13 protein-coding genes are annotated in these 16,773 nt (G+C 74.1%); 5 read left to right on the top strand and 8 right to left on the bottom strand.

Going from position 1 to position 16,773, the window contains the following annotated elements:
* Positions 1-64: 64 nt before the first annotated feature.
* The gene (locus QFZ75_RS20185; RefSeq protein ID WP_307538857.1) at positions 65-1,501 is read right to left on the bottom strand and encodes a flotillin family protein; all 1,437 of its coding nucleotides are present in this window, start codon (positions 1,499-1,501) and stop codon (positions 65-67) included.
* A 125-nt stretch (positions 1,502-1,626) separates the two neighbouring features.
* Positions 1,627-2,142, bottom strand: a complete 516-nt coding sequence (locus QFZ75_RS20180) for a hypothetical protein (protein WP_307538855.1) — start codon at positions 2,140-2,142, stop codon at positions 1,627-1,629.
* 478 nt (positions 2,143-2,620) lie between these two features.
* On the opposite strand from QFZ75_RS20180, the gene QFZ75_RS20175 reads away from it, so the two are divergent.
* On the top strand, positions 2,621-3,673 hold the full coding sequence (locus QFZ75_RS20175) for a CdaR family transcriptional regulator (protein WP_307538854.1): 1,053 nt from the start codon (positions 2,621-2,623) through the stop codon (positions 3,671-3,673).
* Positions 3,674-3,684: 11 nt separating this feature from the next.
* Here the strand turns inward: QFZ75_RS20175 and QFZ75_RS20170 are convergent, their stop codons facing one another.
* The 3 genes from QFZ75_RS20170 to QFZ75_RS20160 form a co-directional block, all read right to left on the bottom strand.
* Positions 3,685-5,169, bottom strand: coding sequence for a serine/threonine-protein kinase (locus QFZ75_RS20170; protein ID WP_373465905.1), 1,485 nt, complete (start codon positions 5,167-5,169; stop codon positions 3,685-3,687).
* Between the two features lie 251 nt (positions 5,170-5,420).
* Complete coding sequence (locus QFZ75_RS20165) at positions 5,421-6,401, bottom strand: FkbM family methyltransferase (RefSeq protein ID WP_307538851.1); 981 nt, start codon at positions 6,399-6,401, stop codon at positions 5,421-5,423.
* Positions 6,402-6,454: 53 nt separating this feature from the next.
* Positions 6,455-8,278, bottom strand: a complete 1,824-nt coding sequence (locus tag QFZ75_RS20160) for a glycoside hydrolase family 15 protein (RefSeq protein ID WP_373465904.1) — start codon at positions 8,276-8,278, stop codon at positions 6,455-6,457.
* Between the two features lie 152 nt (positions 8,279-8,430).
* Between QFZ75_RS20160 and QFZ75_RS20155 the strand changes: the two genes are divergently transcribed.
* Both QFZ75_RS20155 and QFZ75_RS20150 read left to right on the top strand, forming a co-directional pair.
* Positions 8,431-9,423: a hypothetical protein gene (locus QFZ75_RS20155; protein ID WP_307538847.1), complete on the top strand. Its 993-nt coding sequence runs from the start codon at positions 8,431-8,433 to the stop codon at positions 9,421-9,423.
* An 82-nt stretch (positions 9,424-9,505) separates the two neighbouring features.
* The gene (locus QFZ75_RS20150; RefSeq protein ID WP_307538845.1) at positions 9,506-9,931 is read left to right on the top strand and encodes a luciferase family protein; all 426 of its coding nucleotides are present in this window, start codon (positions 9,506-9,508) and stop codon (positions 9,929-9,931) included.
* A 45-nt stretch (positions 9,932-9,976) separates the two neighbouring features.
* Here the strand turns inward: QFZ75_RS20150 and QFZ75_RS20145 are convergent, their stop codons facing one another.
* Positions 9,977-10,960: a L,D-transpeptidase gene (locus tag QFZ75_RS20145; RefSeq protein WP_307538844.1), complete on the bottom strand. Its 984-nt coding sequence runs from the start codon at positions 10,958-10,960 to the stop codon at positions 9,977-9,979.
* Positions 10,950-11,459, bottom strand: coding sequence for a SigE family RNA polymerase sigma factor (locus tag QFZ75_RS20140; protein WP_307538842.1), 510 nt, complete (start codon positions 11,457-11,459; stop codon positions 10,950-10,952). Before QFZ75_RS20140 ends, QFZ75_RS20145 begins: the two co-directional genes overlap by 11 nt.
* A gap of 167 nt (positions 11,460-11,626) precedes the next feature.
* On the opposite strand from QFZ75_RS20140, the gene QFZ75_RS20135 reads away from it, so the two are divergent.
* Both QFZ75_RS20135 and QFZ75_RS20130 read left to right on the top strand, forming a co-directional pair.
* Positions 11,627-12,712 (top strand): sigma factor-like helix-turn-helix DNA-binding protein, encoded by a 1,086-nt coding sequence (locus QFZ75_RS20135; protein WP_307538841.1) that lies wholly within the window; start codon positions 11,627-11,629, stop codon positions 12,710-12,712.
* Positions 12,709-14,523, top strand: a complete 1,815-nt coding sequence (locus tag QFZ75_RS20130) for a transglycosylase domain-containing protein (RefSeq protein WP_307538839.1) — start codon at positions 12,709-12,711, stop codon at positions 14,521-14,523. Before QFZ75_RS20135 ends, QFZ75_RS20130 begins: the two co-directional genes overlap by 4 nt.
* 55 nt (positions 14,524-14,578) lie before the next feature.
* Here QFZ75_RS20130 and QFZ75_RS20125 read toward each other — a convergent pair whose 3' ends face one another.
* A complete protein-coding gene (locus QFZ75_RS20125; protein ID WP_307544614.1) occupies positions 14,579-16,645 on the bottom strand; it encodes a TerD family protein in 2,067 nt (688 codons plus the stop codon).
* Positions 16,646-16,773 lie beyond the last annotated feature (128 nt).

Genomic DNA, 16,773 nt, shown 5'->3' with positions numbered 1-16,773 from the left:
GCCTTCGGGGGTGCGGGGAACTGCGCGATCAGCCCCCTCGGGCCTGCGGAAGACGTCCGTCCCGTCAGTCGGTGACTTCGACCTTGCCGTCGGCGGGCGGGGCCGCCGGGGTCTGGGCCGGCGCCGGCGCCTGCGTCGGCGCCGTGATCCTGCGGAGCAGTTCCGGCAGGTCGACCCCCGTCGTGGAGCCGAGCAGCTCCATCCCCTGCGCGACGTTGTCCGCGACGGTGCGGGACAACTGGCCGGCCCCGTCCGTCGAGATCACCGTCATCTTGTCGATCGCGCTGAGCGGCTCGGACGCCTTGGCGACGACCTGCGGCAGCACCTCGACCAGCATCTGCAGCACCGCCGCGTCGCCGTACCGCGCGAACGCGTCGGCCTTCAGCCGCATCGCCTCGGCCTCGGCGGCGCCCTTCGCCCCGATCGCGGCGGCCTCCGCCTCGCCCTCGATGCGTACGGCGTCGGCGAGCGCGGCGCGGTGCGCCTTCTCGCCCTCACCGGTCAGCCGGGACCGCTGCGCGTCCGCCTCGGCCTGCTTGACCAGGGCGACCCGGCGGGCCTCCGCCTCCTGCTCGGCCTGGTAGCGGGCGGCGTCGGCGGGCTTGCGGACCTTGGTGTCCAGCTCGCGGTCGGTCAGCGCGGCCTGCCGCTGGGCGACCTTCTCCTGCTCGGCGAGGACCTCCTGGCTGCGCGCCGCCTGGGCGAGCGGGCCGGCCGCCGCGGCCCGGGCCGCGGCCTCGTCCGTCTCGGCCTTGATCTCGGCGGTCTTGAGCGCGAACGTCCGCTGGGCGATCGCGATCTCCTCCTCGGCCTTCAGCCGGGCCTGCTCGGCGGCGCGCCGGGCCACCGCCTCCGCGATGTCGGCCTCCTGCTTGGCGCGGGCGGCCTCGGGGCGGCCGAGGTCCTCCAGGTACGAGCCCTCGGTGGTGATGTCCTGGATCTGGAAGGCGTCGAGCACCAGGCCCTGCCCGGACAGGCTCGCCTCGGCCTCCTCCGCGACCTGCCCGGCGAACGCGGCACGGTCCCGGATGATGTCCTCCACCGACATCCGGCCCACGATGGAGCGCAGCGCGCCGGAGAGCACTTCCTGGGTGAAGCCGACGATGCCGTTCTGCTGCATCAGGAAGCGCTGGGCGGCGGCGCGGATGGAGTCCTCGGTGCCGCCGACCTTGACGATGGCGACACCTTCGAGGTTCGCCTTGACGCCGCGCAGGGTGACCGCGCCGCGCACCGAGATCGGGATGTGCCGGCTGGACAGGTCGAGGGTGAACTTCTGCTGGACGAACGGCACGACGAAGACACCGCCGCCGACCACGACCTTCTGGCCGCTGTTGTCGGTGACCACCCGGCCGGTGTCCGGGTCGGTGGACTTCTTGCCGCGCCGCCCGGTGACGATGAAGGCCTGGCTGGGCCCGGCCACCTTGTAGCGCGTGACGACGACGAGTGCGAGCAGGACGAGGAGTACGACGACTCCCACGACCGCTGTGAGAACTGGACCCATGACGGATTCCCCCCTGCCGCCCCCAAGGCGGCGGATCGGTGCGTATGTCGGATTGATCCGGCTGCCGGATTGATTCGGTGGCCCGATTGATTCGGTGGCCGGACTACTTCGGTGGCCGGACTGCTTCAGCTCCGGGCCGGGCGGACCGCCACCGACGTCGGTGACAAGGACTCCTCGACCCAGATCTCCGCGCCCCGGGGCACGGCTTCGGTGCTCTTCGCCGCGAGTTTCAGCGGCTGGCCCGCGAGGCGCACCAGCACCTCGCCGTAGCCGTCGGCCGGGATCGCGGTGACCACGGAGCCCGGGCTGCCCACCAGGTCCGTGCCGCGCGGCACGGCGGCGGGGTCGTCGCGCATCAGGGCCCGGCTCAGCCGCCAGGTCAGCCAGCCCGCGCCGGCTCCGGCGCCGGCGCCCACCGCGGTGGCGGGTCCGGCCCCCAGGCCGGTCGTGCCGAGCACGAGCGCCCCGCCGAACCCGAGCATGGACACGAAGCCCGCGACGACCGGCAGCGAGAGCAGTCCGTCGAAGAGCCCGTCGAGGAGGCCCGCCCCGCCGAACAGCCCTTCCAGGACGCCGTCGAAGACCAGCGTCAGGAGCAGCAGCACGATCCCCGCGATGCCGAGACCCAGAAACAGAGTCATCCGGTCCGCCTCCCCGTCCGTGCCGTCACCTCGCCGGAGCCGCATCATGTCAGGTTCATGGACATGTCCTCATTGCCGTGATCCGGCAGTCTTTACGCTCTCTTGATGCCGTGTCGGCACATGGGCCGGAGCGCGTCGTGGATGCCCGGGCGCCGTCCGGCATCGAGAACGCATGAACACTGCCCGGTTCCGGCAGTGCGGCGTGCCGTCCGCGCGCGCCATGATGGCCGGGCAGAAACGGGGGAGCCACGGGGGAGCGACAGGGGCCCCGGTACCGGACACCGTCATCGGACGGCCGGGACCGGGATCCCGCCCCGCCGCCTCCGGGAACCGCCCCCGTGCCGAGGAGCACCCGACGTCCGCCACGCATCTGCCGTACTCCGGCAGCGAGCCCCGTCCCAGCCGTGCCGTCCTTCTCCCGTATGCGCTAGAAAGACGGGGACGGCTCATCGCGGAACCGGCGGCACCAGGGGGACACATGGCGGGGCGGGACATACCCGAGGAGTACCTGGACGGGTACGGGCGCATCCTCGCGGACGCCTCCGCGACCGGCCGCCGACTGACCCGCGACGAGCTCGAGTCCCGGCGGGTGCTGGGCGAACGGGCCGCCGAGGCGGGGTTCGGACTGCGCGCCCTGGTCGGCGCGCACCTCGCCGCCGCCCGCGTGCACTGGCCCGCCGCGGGCGGGATGAGCACCCTCGCCGCCGTCGAGCAGGCCGTCGACGCGTTCGCCGAGGGTTACGAGCGGGCGCAGCTCCTGGCCGTACGGCAGGAGGAGGCCGCGCGCCGGGAGTTCATCGACGACCTGCTGCACGGCCGCAGCGACCTCGGTCTGCTGGCCGAGCGCGCCGAGCGGTTCGGGCTGCGCCTCTCGCACGCGCACGCCGTCGCCGTCGCGCGCGGCAGGACGGGCTACGACGAGGGGGACGCCGTGCCCCGCGAGGTGGAACGCGCGCTGATCGCCAGGTTCGGCGACCGCAGCATCCTGGTGACCACCAAGGACGGGCGCCTGGTGTGCATCGCCCCCGGCGACCAGGACGACGTGCTCTCCTTCTTCGCCAAGCAGGCGTACGCGGCCACCGACGGCGGACAGGTCGCCATCGGACGCTCCCGGCCGGGGCCCGGCGGGGTCGTCCAGTCGTACGAGGAGGCGCTGAACGCCCTCGACCTGGCGCAGCGCATGGAGTTCGACACCCCCGTGCTGCGCTCGGCCGACCTGCTCGTCTACCCCGTGCTCACGCGGGACCGGCAGGCCATGGCCGACCTGGTGGTCAGCGCGCTCGGGCCGCTGCGCGCGGCCCGGGGCGGTGCCGAACCGCTGCTCGACACCCTCACCGCGTACTTCGACTCGGGCTGTGTCGCCGCGGAGGCCGCCCGGCGCCTGTCGCTGAGCGTCCGCGCGCTCACGTACCGGCTGGCACGCATCCACAAGCTGACCGGCGCGAATCCGGCGGACCCGGTCCACCGGTACACGCTGCAGACCGCGGTCATCGGGGCGCGGCTGCTGGACTGGCCGGAGAAGGACCTCTGAGGGAGCCGCCCTCAGTCCTCCGCGTCCCCTTCGTCGTCGCCGCTCCCGTCGTCGCCGGCGTTCTCGTCCGGCCCGCCCCTGCCGTCCTTGTCCTTCCCGGCCTCGTCCCCGCCCTCGGCGGGGTCCGGGGCCGTGACCGGCGGCTCCTGGGAGGCGGAGGGGGAGGCGGTGGGCGCCGTACCGGCGTCGGGCACGGTCCCGTCCTGGCCCGGGTCCTGGCCCGGGTCCTGGTTCTGGTTCTGGTTCTGGTCCTGGTCCGCGGTTCCGGCCACCGGACGGCCGGTGGCTCCGCCGCCCGACGCTCCGCCGGAGGATCCCGCGGCCGGGCCGGCGGAGGAGGACGCGTCCGGCGCCCCCTTCTCCGTGGCGGTGTCGTCCGGCGAGAACATCGACATGCCCGCGATCACGGCCAGTACGAAGAGCACCGCGCCGGCGAGGACGCCGAACACCCGGGGCCGGCGGCGGACCGCGGTCCCGACACCGCCACGCCCGCCACCGGCGGCGGGCCGTGCGCGGCGCGAAGGGGCCGAGTGCGAGGAGGTCTCGGAGCGGGCGGCGCGGGCGGCCGCCCGGCCGCCGGTCTGCGGCAGCCGGTACGTCGTCGGGGCCCCGCCGTCGGCGGTCCCGGGCTGCCCGGGCCGCGGCGGCGCGGCGGCGTACGACACCTGGGTACGCGGCTGCCGCGTGGCCACCGGCAGCGGTTCGGCCCGCCCCTGCCAGGCTCCCCCGGCGAACCAGTCTGCGACCTCGTGGGCCGTGGGCCGGTCCTCGGGCTGCTTGGCGAGCAGGCCGAGGAGGTAGTTCTCGAAGGCGGGCGGCACGTGCACACCGTGCTCGCGCGGCGGCACCGGCGCCATGTCGATGTGCTGGTGCAGGGTGATGGTCGCGCTCTCGCCCTGGAACGGCGGTCTGCCGGTGAGGAGTTGGTAGAGCACGCAGCCCAGCGAGTACACGTCCGAGGAGGCCGACGCCGGCCGGCCCAGGGCGCGTTCGGGGGCGAGGTAGAGGCTGGTTCCGACGATCTGGCCGGCCGTGGTGAGCGCGGACGCCGGGTCGTCGACGAAACGGGCGATGCCGAAGTCACCGATCTTGACGGTGCCCTGGGTGTCGACCATGAGGTTGCCGGGCTTGATGTCCCGGTGCACGATCCCCTCGCGGTGGGCGGCGGCGAGACCGGCGGCGGCCTGCGCGGCGATGGTGGCCACCCGCTCCGCGCCGAGCGTGCCGGACGCGGTCAGCTCCTGCGCGAGGCTCTGGCCCTCGACGAGCTCCATGACCAGGTAGAAGCGGTCGTCCCAGGCGCCGAAGTCGAAGACGGCGACGACGTACGGGTGACTGAGCCTGGCCGCCGTCTGCGCCTCCAGCCGGAACCGCGCGGCGGCCGCGCTGTCCGCGTCGTCCCCCAGCAGCAGCTTGACGGCCACGGCCCGGCCGAGCACCTCGTCGGTGGCCTGCCACACCTCGCCCATCCCGCCCCGGCCGATGGACGTCTGCAACCGATACCGCTCCGCGACGAGCACCAGGGAATCATCCTCAACACAGCAGAAGGCCAACACGACTACTGCGAACGGCACTTCAGCGGTGCGGAAGCGCGCGGACGGGTGACTCGCAGTGCCCCCAGCCTACCGATCCCGCGACCCCCCGAACGCCCTGCGGGCCCCGGGGAGGTCCGGCCGCGGGTCCGGTGGGGGTCGGCCGTGCGGTTCTCCGCGCCCCTGAAAAAGCAGGGGCGCGGAGAACCGCGCGATCAGTGGGGCCCCGTCCGCACCATCACGCAGTCGAACTCCACGACCCGGCCGGTCGCGGGGTCCCGGGTGACGGGGTACATCCCGGTGACCCCGAAGCCCGCCGCCTCGTACGCGGCCACGGCCTCCCCCATCGCCGGACTCCCCTCGTACAGCTGGAGGGCGGCGACCTCGGACTGCATCCCCACGAACTCCGGGATCCGCTCGCCCGCCCCCGCGAACACCTCCATGTCGAAGCCCTGCGTGTCCATCTTCAGATACGGCCGCGGGTCCTCGATCCCCTCCAGCGCCTTCTGCATCACGTCGTCGAGCCGCCGGATCTCGATCTCCTCGGTACGCCCCTTGGCGAACCGCCGGTACCGCTCCTTGCCGTACTCGCTGGGCGGCAGCAGCGAGTTCATGGACTTCCAGTCCACGTGGATCGACCGGACGGCCTCCTCACGCCCGAGCGCGAAGTTGTACACGTGCCAGTCGGGATCGCCCGCAGCGGACTTCCGCAGCTTCGCGAACGTGTCGGAGACCGGCTCGAACGACACGATGCGCCCGGTGTACCCGAACCGCCGCAGCCCCTTCCCGTACTGTCCGGTGTTGGCCCCGACGTCGAACACGCAGTTCACGCGGTTCAGTTCCAGCAGGGCCGCCACATGCTGGGCGCACAGGTAGTGGGAGGCGGCGAGCTGGAACTCCCGCTCCCCGTCCGCCGGTACCGTCCCGTCGAGGAGCAGCCGCGCCCCGGCGCCGCCGAGGGGGACGCTCGTCACGCTCCGCCCCGTGGAGCCGCGGGCCACCACCCAGGTGTCCGCGCCGGCGTCCGTGACCGTGTACCGCTCCTTGCCGCGGGCGACCAGATCGGCCCCGCGTCCCACGGGGACGACGGTCCGTTCGCCCCGCCGGAACACCAGAGCCGTACCGGGACCGAGGTCGACCACCCGCACGCCTATGCGCGGGAGGATGCCGAGCAGTCTTCTGTAAAGGGTCTGCATCGGGTCAGCCTCGCAGAAGTCACCCGGGATGCACCGCCGCTTCACCGAACGGATCACGGAACGGTTCCGCGTGCCGGACCGGTCGCGTGGCCGTCGAGCCCGTAGGCCGCCCGCACGAGCGGGACATGCGTGAACGCCTGCGGGAAGTTGCCCAGTTGGCGCCGGGCGAGGGGGTCGTACTCCTCGGCCAGCAGTCCGACGTCGTTGCGCAGGAGCAGCAGCCGTTCGAACAGGCTCCGGGCCTCGTCCTCGCGGCCGGTCAGCCGCAGGGCGTCCGCGAGCCAGAAGGAGCAGGCCAGGAAGGCGCCCTCGCCGCCGGTCAGCCCGTCGGGGCCGACGGCTCCACCCCCCGCGGCGCGGCCCGTCGAGTAGCGGCGGACGAGGCCGTCACCGTCCGCCAGCTCGCGCTCGACGGCGGCGACCGTGCCGACGATCCGCGGGTCGTCCGGCGGCAGGAAGCCGGTGCGCGGGATGAGCAGCAGCGCGGCGTCCAGGGCGCGCGAGCCGTAGGACTGCGTGAACGTGGAGCGCGCCGGGTCGAAGCCGCGCTCGCAGACCTCCCGGTGGATACGGTCCCGGACGCCGCGCCAGTGCGCGACGGGCCCGGGGCGCCCGTGCTCCTCGGCCAGCCGGACCGCGCGGTCGAAGGCGACCCAGCACATGACCTTGGAGTGGACGTGGTGGCGGGGTTCGCCGCGCGTCTCCCACAGCCCCTGGTCGGGGCGGGACCACACCTTCTCCAGATGGTCGAGCACGGCCCGCTGGAGCGCGACGAGATGCCGCTGGGGACGCAGTCCCGCGCCCAGCGCCAGGGACAGGGTGTCCATCAACTCGCCCGGTACGTCGAGCTGTTGCTGCAGCGCCGCGCCGTTGCCGATGCGTACCGGACGCGACCCCTCGTACCCGGGCAGCCAGTCGGCCGTCCACTCGGTGAGCCGGCGCTCGCCGCCGATGCCGTACATGATCTGGATGTCCTGCGGGCGGCCGGCCACCGCCCGTTCCAGCCAGCCGCGCCAGGCGTCCGCCTCGGCGGTGAAGCCGCTGCGCAGCAGTGCCTCCAGGGTCATGCCGGCGTCCCGCAGCCAGCAGTAGCGGTAGTCCCAGTTGCGTACTCCGCCGGGCTGTTCGGGCAGCGAGGTGGTGGGCGCGGCGACGATGCCGCCGGTCGGCTCGTAGGTGAGGGCCTTGAGGGTGATGAGGGACCGTACGACCGCGTCACGGTAGGTGCCGTCGTACGAGAAGGGCTCCAGCCAGCGGCTCCAGTACTCCTCCGTGCGGCGCAGCGCCTCGAAGGGGTCCACCGGGCCGGGCGCGGGCAGGTGGGAGGGCCCCCAGGTGAGGACGGAGGGGATGCGCTCGCCCGCGGTGACGGTGAAGTCGGCGGTGTGGGCCCGCCCGTGCGCGGCCAGCGGGACCGGGGTGGACAGCCGCACCGACTCGGGGCCGGCGACCCCCGTGAGCTGCCCGTGCTCGCGGTGCATCCAGGGCACCACGCTCCCGTACCCGAAGCGCAGCCGCAGGTCCATGCGCAGGCCGACCGTGCCGGCCACGCCCTCGACGACGCGTACGACACAGGGGGCGCCGTCGCGGCGCGGCATGAAGTCGACGACGGTGGCCCGGCCGGTGTCCGTCTCCCACTCGGTCTCCAGGACGAGGGAGTCCCCGCGGTAGCGGCGCCGGGAGGTCAGGCCGCCGTCGTACGCGGCCACCGGGGCGATCCGCCAGCGGCCGTTGTCCTCGTCGCCCAGCAGCGCGGCGAAGCAGGCGGGGGAGTCGAAGCGGGGCAGGCACAGCCAGTCGAGGCTGCCGTCGCGGCCGATCAGGGCGGCGGTCAGCAGGTCTCCGACGAGGGCGTAGTCCTCGATCCTTCCCGGCACGGTCCCAGTCTGGCCTCGGCGGCGGACGCGGGCATCCCGGACCCGCCGCTCCCTCCCCGGCTCACCCGGTCGGCCCGGTGCGCTGGTGGGGGGCGGCGCGCGGTGGTGCCGTGAGAGGTGGTCCCTGTCGCAGGCAGCCGTAGGAGGCATCCGTGCTGAACCGTCCGCCCCGCCGTGCCCGGCGTACCGCCGCTGTCCTCGTCCCGGTCCTGGCGGTGGCCGCGCTGCTCAGCACGGCCGGGTGCTCGGACGGCCGGGGCGGCGCCGCGGACGACACGGCGGGCTCCGCCTCCCCCGTGGCCGCGCGGGCCGCGTCGCCCTCCCCCTCGGTGACCGTCGCGCCCACGCTCACCGAGGCGCAGGCGAAGTCGGCGCTGGTCACCCCCGCCGACCTGGGCGACGGCTGGACCCGCACCGAGGGCGCGGCGACCTGGCGGGACGCCCTCCTCAAGGGCAAGGCGGACGTCCCCGACTGCCAGCGGCTGCTCGACGGCCTGTACGCGGAGGACCTGCTGGGCGAGCCCGCCGGGGCCCGCGCGGTGACGGGCCTCGACGACGCCGAGGACCAGGCGCAGGTGCGCTACCAGATCGGGGCGTACGACCGGGCGGCGCTGGACGCCTCGCTGGCCTGGCTGAGGACGGTGCCGGACACCTGCGGGCAGTTCACGGCCACGGACGTCCGGGGCGGGCGGTTCACGGTGCAGGCCGCCGCCGCGCCGCTGCCCGGCCTGGGCGAGGCGCGCGAGGGCCTGCGGGTGACCGTGAGCGGTGACGGCGGCGGTCTGCCCGCCGTCCTCACCCTGGACTTCGCCGCCGTACGGGTCGGCGACAGCGCGCTCTCCCTCACCAACGGCGGCCTCGACGAGATCGACGCCGACGACACCCGGGAGGCCGCGGAGGCGGGCACGCGGCGGTTGCGGGACGTCCTCGCCGGCCGGACGCCGGCGGCACGGCCCTCGGAGGCGGCCGGGACCGCCGAGTCCCCGGCGCCTTCCGGAGCGTCCGAGGCCGACGGGAGTGACGGGACCGACGGGAGTGACGAGGCTTCCGACGAGCTGGCCCCGCAGGACGAACAGGAGGCAGGGGCGGGGACAGAAACGGAGACGGAGACGGACACGGAGACGGGAACGGGGACCGACTGGTGATCGGGTAACTGCTCGTGTCGCGGGCGTAGTCGAAGGTTGCTGGGGGTGGTCCTCCAGGTGAAGCGTGCGCGAGGATGAGGTCATGACCGCGGCTCATCGCGCCATGGCTCTCCTGGAGACCTGGCCGAACCTGGTAAGTGGCCCGCCCCGGTGCGGTACCGGGCTCGCATTCGCCTCGGCGGGACACGAGATCGCCCACTTCCACTCCGACGACTCCGTCGACCTCTGCCTGACCCCCACGGCGGTCGAACGACTGCTCCCCCAACTGCTGCACGCCAGTGCCATCAGGGTGCGCCCGGGCGCCTCCTGGATCACCGTCCTCCTCGACTGCGACGCCGACGTCCAGCTCCTGCTGGGTCTGGTGAGCGTCGCGCTGAAGGAACAGGGCGCGGTCCCGCACCGCCGGCCCACGCCGCCCTGCGACTGGGAACGTCCGCCTGCGGTCCCCGGGCCCCGTCCGGGCGCGGCCCGCCGCGTGGTGGACCGGCTCATGCCGCACGCCCACTGAACCGGCCCCGCGGTGGTCCCCGGACCTCACCCCGGACTCCGGGGACTACCGCGACGGCACCGGACCCTCGTCCGCGCCCACGCCGCCGTCCGCGCCGGTGTCGGCACCCACGCCGTTGCCCGGGGCCGCCGTCGGCTCCGGCGGTGACACCTCCGCCGCGTCCTCCGGCGGTGCCGCCCCCGGTGTCGCTTCCTCCGTGCCGGTGTCCGTCGTGCCGGTGTCCGTGGCCGAGCGCGTGGCCGAGCGTGTCGGGACCGGCTGCTCCGGGGCCGGCCCCACCACCTCCACCACCGATCCCGGGTCGAGCACCCCGTACAGCCACATCGCGTCCGCGGTCCGCATCCCGATGGCGCCGCCGGTGCTGTCGTAGCTGCCGGGCGCCTTCTCGTCCCAGCCGAGGGCGAGAAGGTAGTTCGTACGGTCGTCGGGGCCGCGCAGCCGCACCACCCAGGCCGACTTGACCTCGTACTGGTCCCAGCCCGCCACGGTGCCGGGCACCATGGCCACCTTGTACTTGGCGGTGACCGTCATCAGCCCCGTCGGCGTCGGAGACTTGTCCACCCCGGCGGAGACGGGCAGGGTGCGCCCCCCGGCGGTCAGTTCCCGCCGGGCGAGGTCCACCGTGGCGGCGACGGTGACCGGTGAGGGCACGGCGGTGGCCGGCGACGGGGTCCGCACGCCGTGACCGGCCGCGGGCGGCGCCGTGCGGGTGTCCTCACCGCCGGTCAGCACCACGGCCAGGACCAGGGCGAGCGCCCCGAGGCCGGCGGTTCCCGCGGTGGCCAGGGCGGCACCGCGGCGCCGCCGGCGGCGTACCGCGCGACGGCGGATCTCGGCCCCCGGGACGGCGGCCGGAGCCTCGTGGTCCTGCGCCAGCCCGCGCAGCGCGATGGCCAGTTCCGAGCCAACGGAATCGGCGCCGCGCACGTCGTCCCCGGGCCGGTTCCCGTACCCGCTCTCGTACCCGCTCTCGCTCCGGTCCTCGCGCCGGTCCTCGGGCCGGCGGCCGGGTGCGGGCTCATCGGACACGGTCGTCCTCCCTCTCACCCAGTTCGTCGGCCTCGCCGAGCCGCCGTGCCAGTGCCGCCCTGCCACGGGACAGCCGGGCCTTGACCGTCCCCACGGGCGCACCGGTTTCGGAGGCTACCTGTTCGACACTCAAGTCGCACAGATGGTGCAGAACGACAGCCATGCGCTGTGCCTCGGGCAGCTCCCGCAACGCCGCCACGAGGACGGCCCGCTCCGGTCCCGGCCCCGGTGTGTGCTCCGGCGACGGATTGCGGCGCACCAGTTCCAGCCAGCGCCGGGCCCGCCGCCAGCGGCTCACCGCGAGCCGCATCGCGACCGTACGGATCCAGGCCTCGGGTGCCCCGTCGGCGAGGAACTCCCGCCGCCGGTCCCAGGCCCGGACGAACGCCTCCTGGACGACGTCCTGCGCCTCGCCGTGGTCACCGGTGAAGGCGTAGAGCTGCCCGGTCAGCCGGGGGAACGCGGCCGCGTAGAACCCGTCGAACTCGTCCTCCGTCATATCCCCCGCCACACCCCCTGCCGCTGTTCTCGGAAGTCCCGTGCAACCCGGCCGCCTCTGTCGTGCGTACAGGTCCCGTACGTCACACAGGTCGCGTACATCGAAGCACAAGCACCACGCAGGACTGAGCCGGAGGGAGTGGCGCGCATCGTCGCGCTCGACTGACCATGGACGACGACTTCACCGCCCGTGCCGAGGCGTACTGGCCCCGGCTCACGCGTACGGCCCTGCTGCTCACGGGGAACACCGCCGACGCGGACAGACGCGCGAGAACGGCGCTGGCGGAGGTGTACGCCCGGCGCCGGATACCGGGCGACGACGCGGAGTTCTACGTCCGGCGGGCGCTGGTACGGGACTTCCTGCGGCGCCGGCCCCGGCCGCTCGTCCGCTCCGCGCGCGTCCTCGGGGCCCAGGCCACGCCCGCACCGCCGCCGTACGCCCCCGATCCGCTCGACCCGCTCACCGAGGTGCTGGCCGCGCTCCCGCCCCGGCGGCGGGCGGTGGCCGTGCTGCAGCACTGGGACGGGCTGGGCCACCGTGAGGTGGCCGCGCTGCTCGGCTCCTCGCCGGGCGCGGTCAAAGCGCTCCGGCGCCGGGCCGGGAAGGCGCTGCGCGCCCATCCCGCGTACCGCGAGGGCCCGTACGCGGGGAGTCCGGCCCTGCCCGGGCCCGTCCCCCGGCGCGCCGTCGAGGAGGCCGGCCGCACGCGCCGCAGGCAGCGGCGCCGGACCACGGCGGTGCTCACGTCGGCGGGGGCCCTGCTCCTGGTGCCGCTGGTCATGGGAGCCGTCCGCGGCACGGACTCCGGGGGCGGCGGCGAGCGGATATCGGTGCAGGACACGGCGGTCCGGGTCGTCACGCCGGGCGAGCGCGTCACCGCCATGCCCGGTGTGGAGCTGTGGCTGACCAAGGACGGCACGCACTGGTCGGCGCCGGGGCAGCCGAACCTGTTCCACCGCCTGGACGAGGACGGTGGTTCCGGGCTGACCGTCCGGGCGGAGACCGCGTCCGGCGGGCGGCTCCTCCTCTCCGGGGTCCACCGGGGCACCCGCGAGGTGTCGCGCGTCGAACTGCGCACCTCCGAAGGGACGTTCACCGCGCGCGTCCTCACCCTGGCGGGCTCCCCCGGCTGGTCGGCCTGGTACGCGGACACCCGGTTCCCCGACGACGGCGGGAAGTTGCCGAACGACGTCGACGTGAAGGCGTACGACTCCGCGGGCAAGCTCGTCGCACGGACGGACACCCCCTCATGAGCGGCCGCCACGGTGACCGCGGCGGCGCCGGCGGGGGGAATGCCCCCGGCGGCGCCCGCGACCGGCTCCGTGCCGTCGGCGGGCGTCTGCGCCGCGTCCGGCTCCGTCTGCGCCGCACCAGGGGCCGCCGGCTCCGCCGTGTCCTGGCCGCCCTGCTGGCGCTGTTCGTCTCCGCGTGCGCCGCGCTGGTCGTCGCGTACCGGATGACGCCCATTCCCGAGCCGCACCCCGAGACCGTCAGCCAGAGCACGGTCTTCGTGGACTCCGAGGGCGAGTACCTGGGCCGGCGCGGGCCGGTCGACCGCCAGGACATCCCGCTGCGGCAGGTCCCCCGGCACGTCCAGGACGCCGTGATCGCGGCGGAGAACCGCTCCTTCCGTACGGATTCGGGGGTCGCCCCCTCCGCGATCCTGCGGGCCGCGCTCGCCGCCGTGACGGGCGGCGACCGCCAGGGCGGCTCCACCATCACCCAGCAGTACGTGAAGAACGCCCTGCTCACCCCCGAGCAGTCCCTGCAGCGCAAGGCGCACGAGGCGCTGATCGCCGTGAAGCTGGACCGTACCCGGTCCAAGGACGACATCCTGGAGGGCTACCTCAACACCGTGTACTTCGGCCGCGGCGCCGCCGGCATCGAGTCCGCCGCCCGGAACTACTTCGGCGTCGGTGCCGGGGACCTGACGGTCTCCCAGGGCGCGGCCCTCGCGGGGATCCTCAATCTGCCCTCGTACTACGAACGGGCGGGCGCGGACGCGAAGGTGACGGGGACGCTGCGGCGGCGCTGGGCGTGGGTCCTCGACGCGATGGCGGACTCGGGCGCGATCAGTGCCGGCGAGCGGTCGGCCGCCCGCTTCCCGGCCTTCCGCTTCTACCCGCCGGGCAGCACGGACGGGCGGCGCCAGTACCTGATCGACGCGGCGTCCGCCGAGGCCGCCGACCGGCTCGGCATCACCCAGGACCAGCTGGCGCGCGGCGGCTACACGGTGCACACCACCTTCGACCTCGCCCTCCAGGACGAGACGGCGGAGCTGGTGCGCGAGCGGACGGCCACGGCCGCGGACGGCGAGGGCGGCGGCAGCGGCGGCAAGGGCGCGCGGCTGCACACGGCCGTCGTGGCGACCGTTCCCGGCGACGGCGCGGTCCGGGTGCTGTACGGCGGGGCGGACTACGCGCACCAGCCGTTCAACGACGCCGTCGACGGGGCGGTCGAGGCGGGCACCGTCCTGGAACCGTTCGCCAGGACCCTGCGGTCCGGCGGCCCGCTGGCCGGGCTCGCCAAGGAGACGGCTCCGACGCCCCTGCGGCTGAACTCGGCGTACGCCACCGTGGCCGCCGGCGGCACCTACGCGACCCCGTACACCGTCGCGAAGATCACCGAGGCGGGCCGTACGGTGCGCACCACACGGCCGGAGAGGCGTACGGCGATGCACGAGAAGGAAGCGGCGTTCGCCGCCGGCCTGATGAGCGGGCCGTACGCCACGGACCCCCTCTTCGCGCAGGCCAAGGCGCGGCCCCCGACACGGACCGCCGTGCCGGAGCCGGTGCCCGCCCTGCCGGCCGGCCACTCGGCGGGCGCGGGCAGCGGCCCGGGCACACGGACGGTCTGGGAGAGCGTGTACTCACCGGAACTGGCCGTCACCCTGGCCCTGTTCGCCGAACGCGACGGAAAGCCCGTCCGGGTCACGGGCCTCACCGGCACACAGGAGCCCGGCACGTACGCCGCCCAGCAACTGAACGAGGTATGGCAACTCGCCGGCTCCCCCGGAGGCACCCTCCCGCCCCCACCGAAACCGACGACCGCACCACGTCCGTGACGCGAGGGCCGGGGGACGGCGTGACCGTCCCCCGGGCCGGACGCACGACCCGGGCTCAACGACGCGTTGAGGCCGGGCGCCGTTCCAGGTGTGTGACCACGTGGTCGTGGAAACGGTCCACGGCCTCGTCGACGCTGCGGATGAAACCGGATTCGGCGGCGCCGCGCGTGCTGCCCATGTTCCGGAAGAGGGACAGCCGGAAGCCCGCGATCTCGGCAGCGTTCTTGGGAAGGAGGTCACCGGGTTCCGGACGCAGTCGCTCCAGCGTCCCGCGCGGCCCGCCGGCCTGACCCGACAGCAGTGTCTCGACATGCAGGTCGGCAGGGGCCTCGGTGAGCTGACGGACGAGCCGCTTGGCCCAGGTCAGCGGATAGCCCTGTTCCGGGACGGCGATCTCGATGGACGTACGGAGTCTGCCGGTCCGCAGGTCCGCGCAGAGCGCGAGGATGCCCGGGGTGCCCTCGATACGCAGCTCGGAATCCAGTCTGCCCGCCAGACAGAGCTGGTCGGCGAGGTCCGCTCGGCGGGCGCGGGGATCCGTACCGCGCTTCGTCCGCTGCACGGGCAGCACCTTCTGCCCGAGTTCTCCGCCCAGGCGCAGGCACACCTGCCGGACGAGGCGTTCCCAGTTCTCGACGACCTCCACCGCCCGCCGATCGCCCTGGCAGAGGGTCTCGTCGTCGATGCCGTTGCGCACGGGCACCCAGGCCGGTCCCATGTTCTGGAATCCGTGGCATCCGGAGTTGTCGTGCTGAAGGTAGTGCAGGAGTTCCTGGAGCAGCCAGGCGTGTGCCGCGTTGCCGACGCCCTCGTGGCGGATCAGCATCTGGGCCTGGTGGGTGACCTCGGCCCACGACAGGTGCCGCAGCGCCACCTTGTGCTTGCGCCGGCCGTCCGTCTTGACGTCGACGAGCGGGCTGCCGTCCAGTTCCACGTCGTTGGACAGGGTGATGACGGCCTCGTAGCCCCGGCGGGCGGCGATGTCGGCGTACGCCTGCACCTGGTCCGGCTTGAGGGAGTTGCCGTTGGTCTTGGTCTCGACCAGTGCGGTCCAGAGCTTGCCCGCCCGCTCCACGCGGATCACACCGTCCGGCCGGCGCGGGGAGTCGCCGTTCGGCAGCGAGACCTCCGTGAAGGTCTCCATGCGTCCGGCGGGCGCCCCGAACTCCGCGGTGAGCCGCCGGCCGAATTCCGGCACCTGCGCCATCACGGACAGCAGTACGGATGTCGCGCGGGTCTCCCTGTCGCGGTCACTCTTCAGGGCGGAGACCGGGAAGAGCCGGGCGGACCGCCAGGAGTCGTTCTCCGCGAGCGACTTCTTGGCGACCTTGGGCAGCGTGACCTTCTTCTTGGCCGTACGGGGCCGGGGTGCCGGTACCGGTACGGGCGGCGGCACCGAAACCGGCACCGGTACGGCCTCGGCCGTACCGTCCACCGCCGGCTCCGCCGCCGCCTGCTCGGGCACGACGACGAGCGCCGGAACCGCTCCCGCGTCGGCAGCGGGCTCCGCCTCCACGGCAACGGCCTCGGTCGGTACCTCCACCCCGGCCCGCTGCGCCGCCTCGGCCTCTTCCGCCTCTTCCGCGTCGTCGTCGACATCGACGCCGAAGTCCTGGGCCAGACCCGCGAGCCCGGACTCGTACCCCTGCCCGATGGCACGGAACTTCCAGTCGCCCGCGCGCCGGTAGAGCTCGCCGAAGAGGAGTGCGCCGACCGCCCCGGCGTCCTCGATGGAGAACCGCAGCAGCCCTTCGCCTGAGCCGTCGGCCAGTGTCACCCGGACGTCGTCCAGGTCCCCGAACCCTGCTCCGTCGTAACGGCTCGCCGCCACGACGATCTGCTCGACGTCCGCCGGGATCGCGGTCAGGTCGAAGGTGATGCGGTCCTCGTTGCCGTCCGCCGTGGGCGCCTTGCCCAGCAGCTGCACGCAACCGTCGGCCGCCACCGGGTTGTTGTAGAAGTAGAAGTCCGTGTCACTGCGGACCTTGCCGTCCGACGTCAGCAGCAGGACGGACACGTCCGCGTCGCCCTCGCCCGTCGGGCTGCTCCAGCCCAGGCTCACCATGACGGAGCCCACGTCCTCGCTCAATGCCGTCAGTTCGACATTGGCGCCCTTGACCATCTCGTGCACGAGGCCCCCCAGATGCACCGCCGCTCTGGATCACCCGGCGGCTTCTTCGTCGCGATGTGTGACGCGTCCCTCACCCTGCGCGTCAGGAGGGAACTGTAACGCCGGAATCGCGGGTATCG

The sequence above is a fragment of the Streptomyces sp. V3I8 genome (genome assembly GCF_030817535.1).
Lineage (GTDB): Bacteria > Actinomycetota > Actinomycetes > Streptomycetales > Streptomycetaceae > Streptomyces.
The sequence above is the reverse complement of the archived record's forward strand: the minus strand, read 5'-3'. Positions and strand labels throughout refer to the sequence as shown.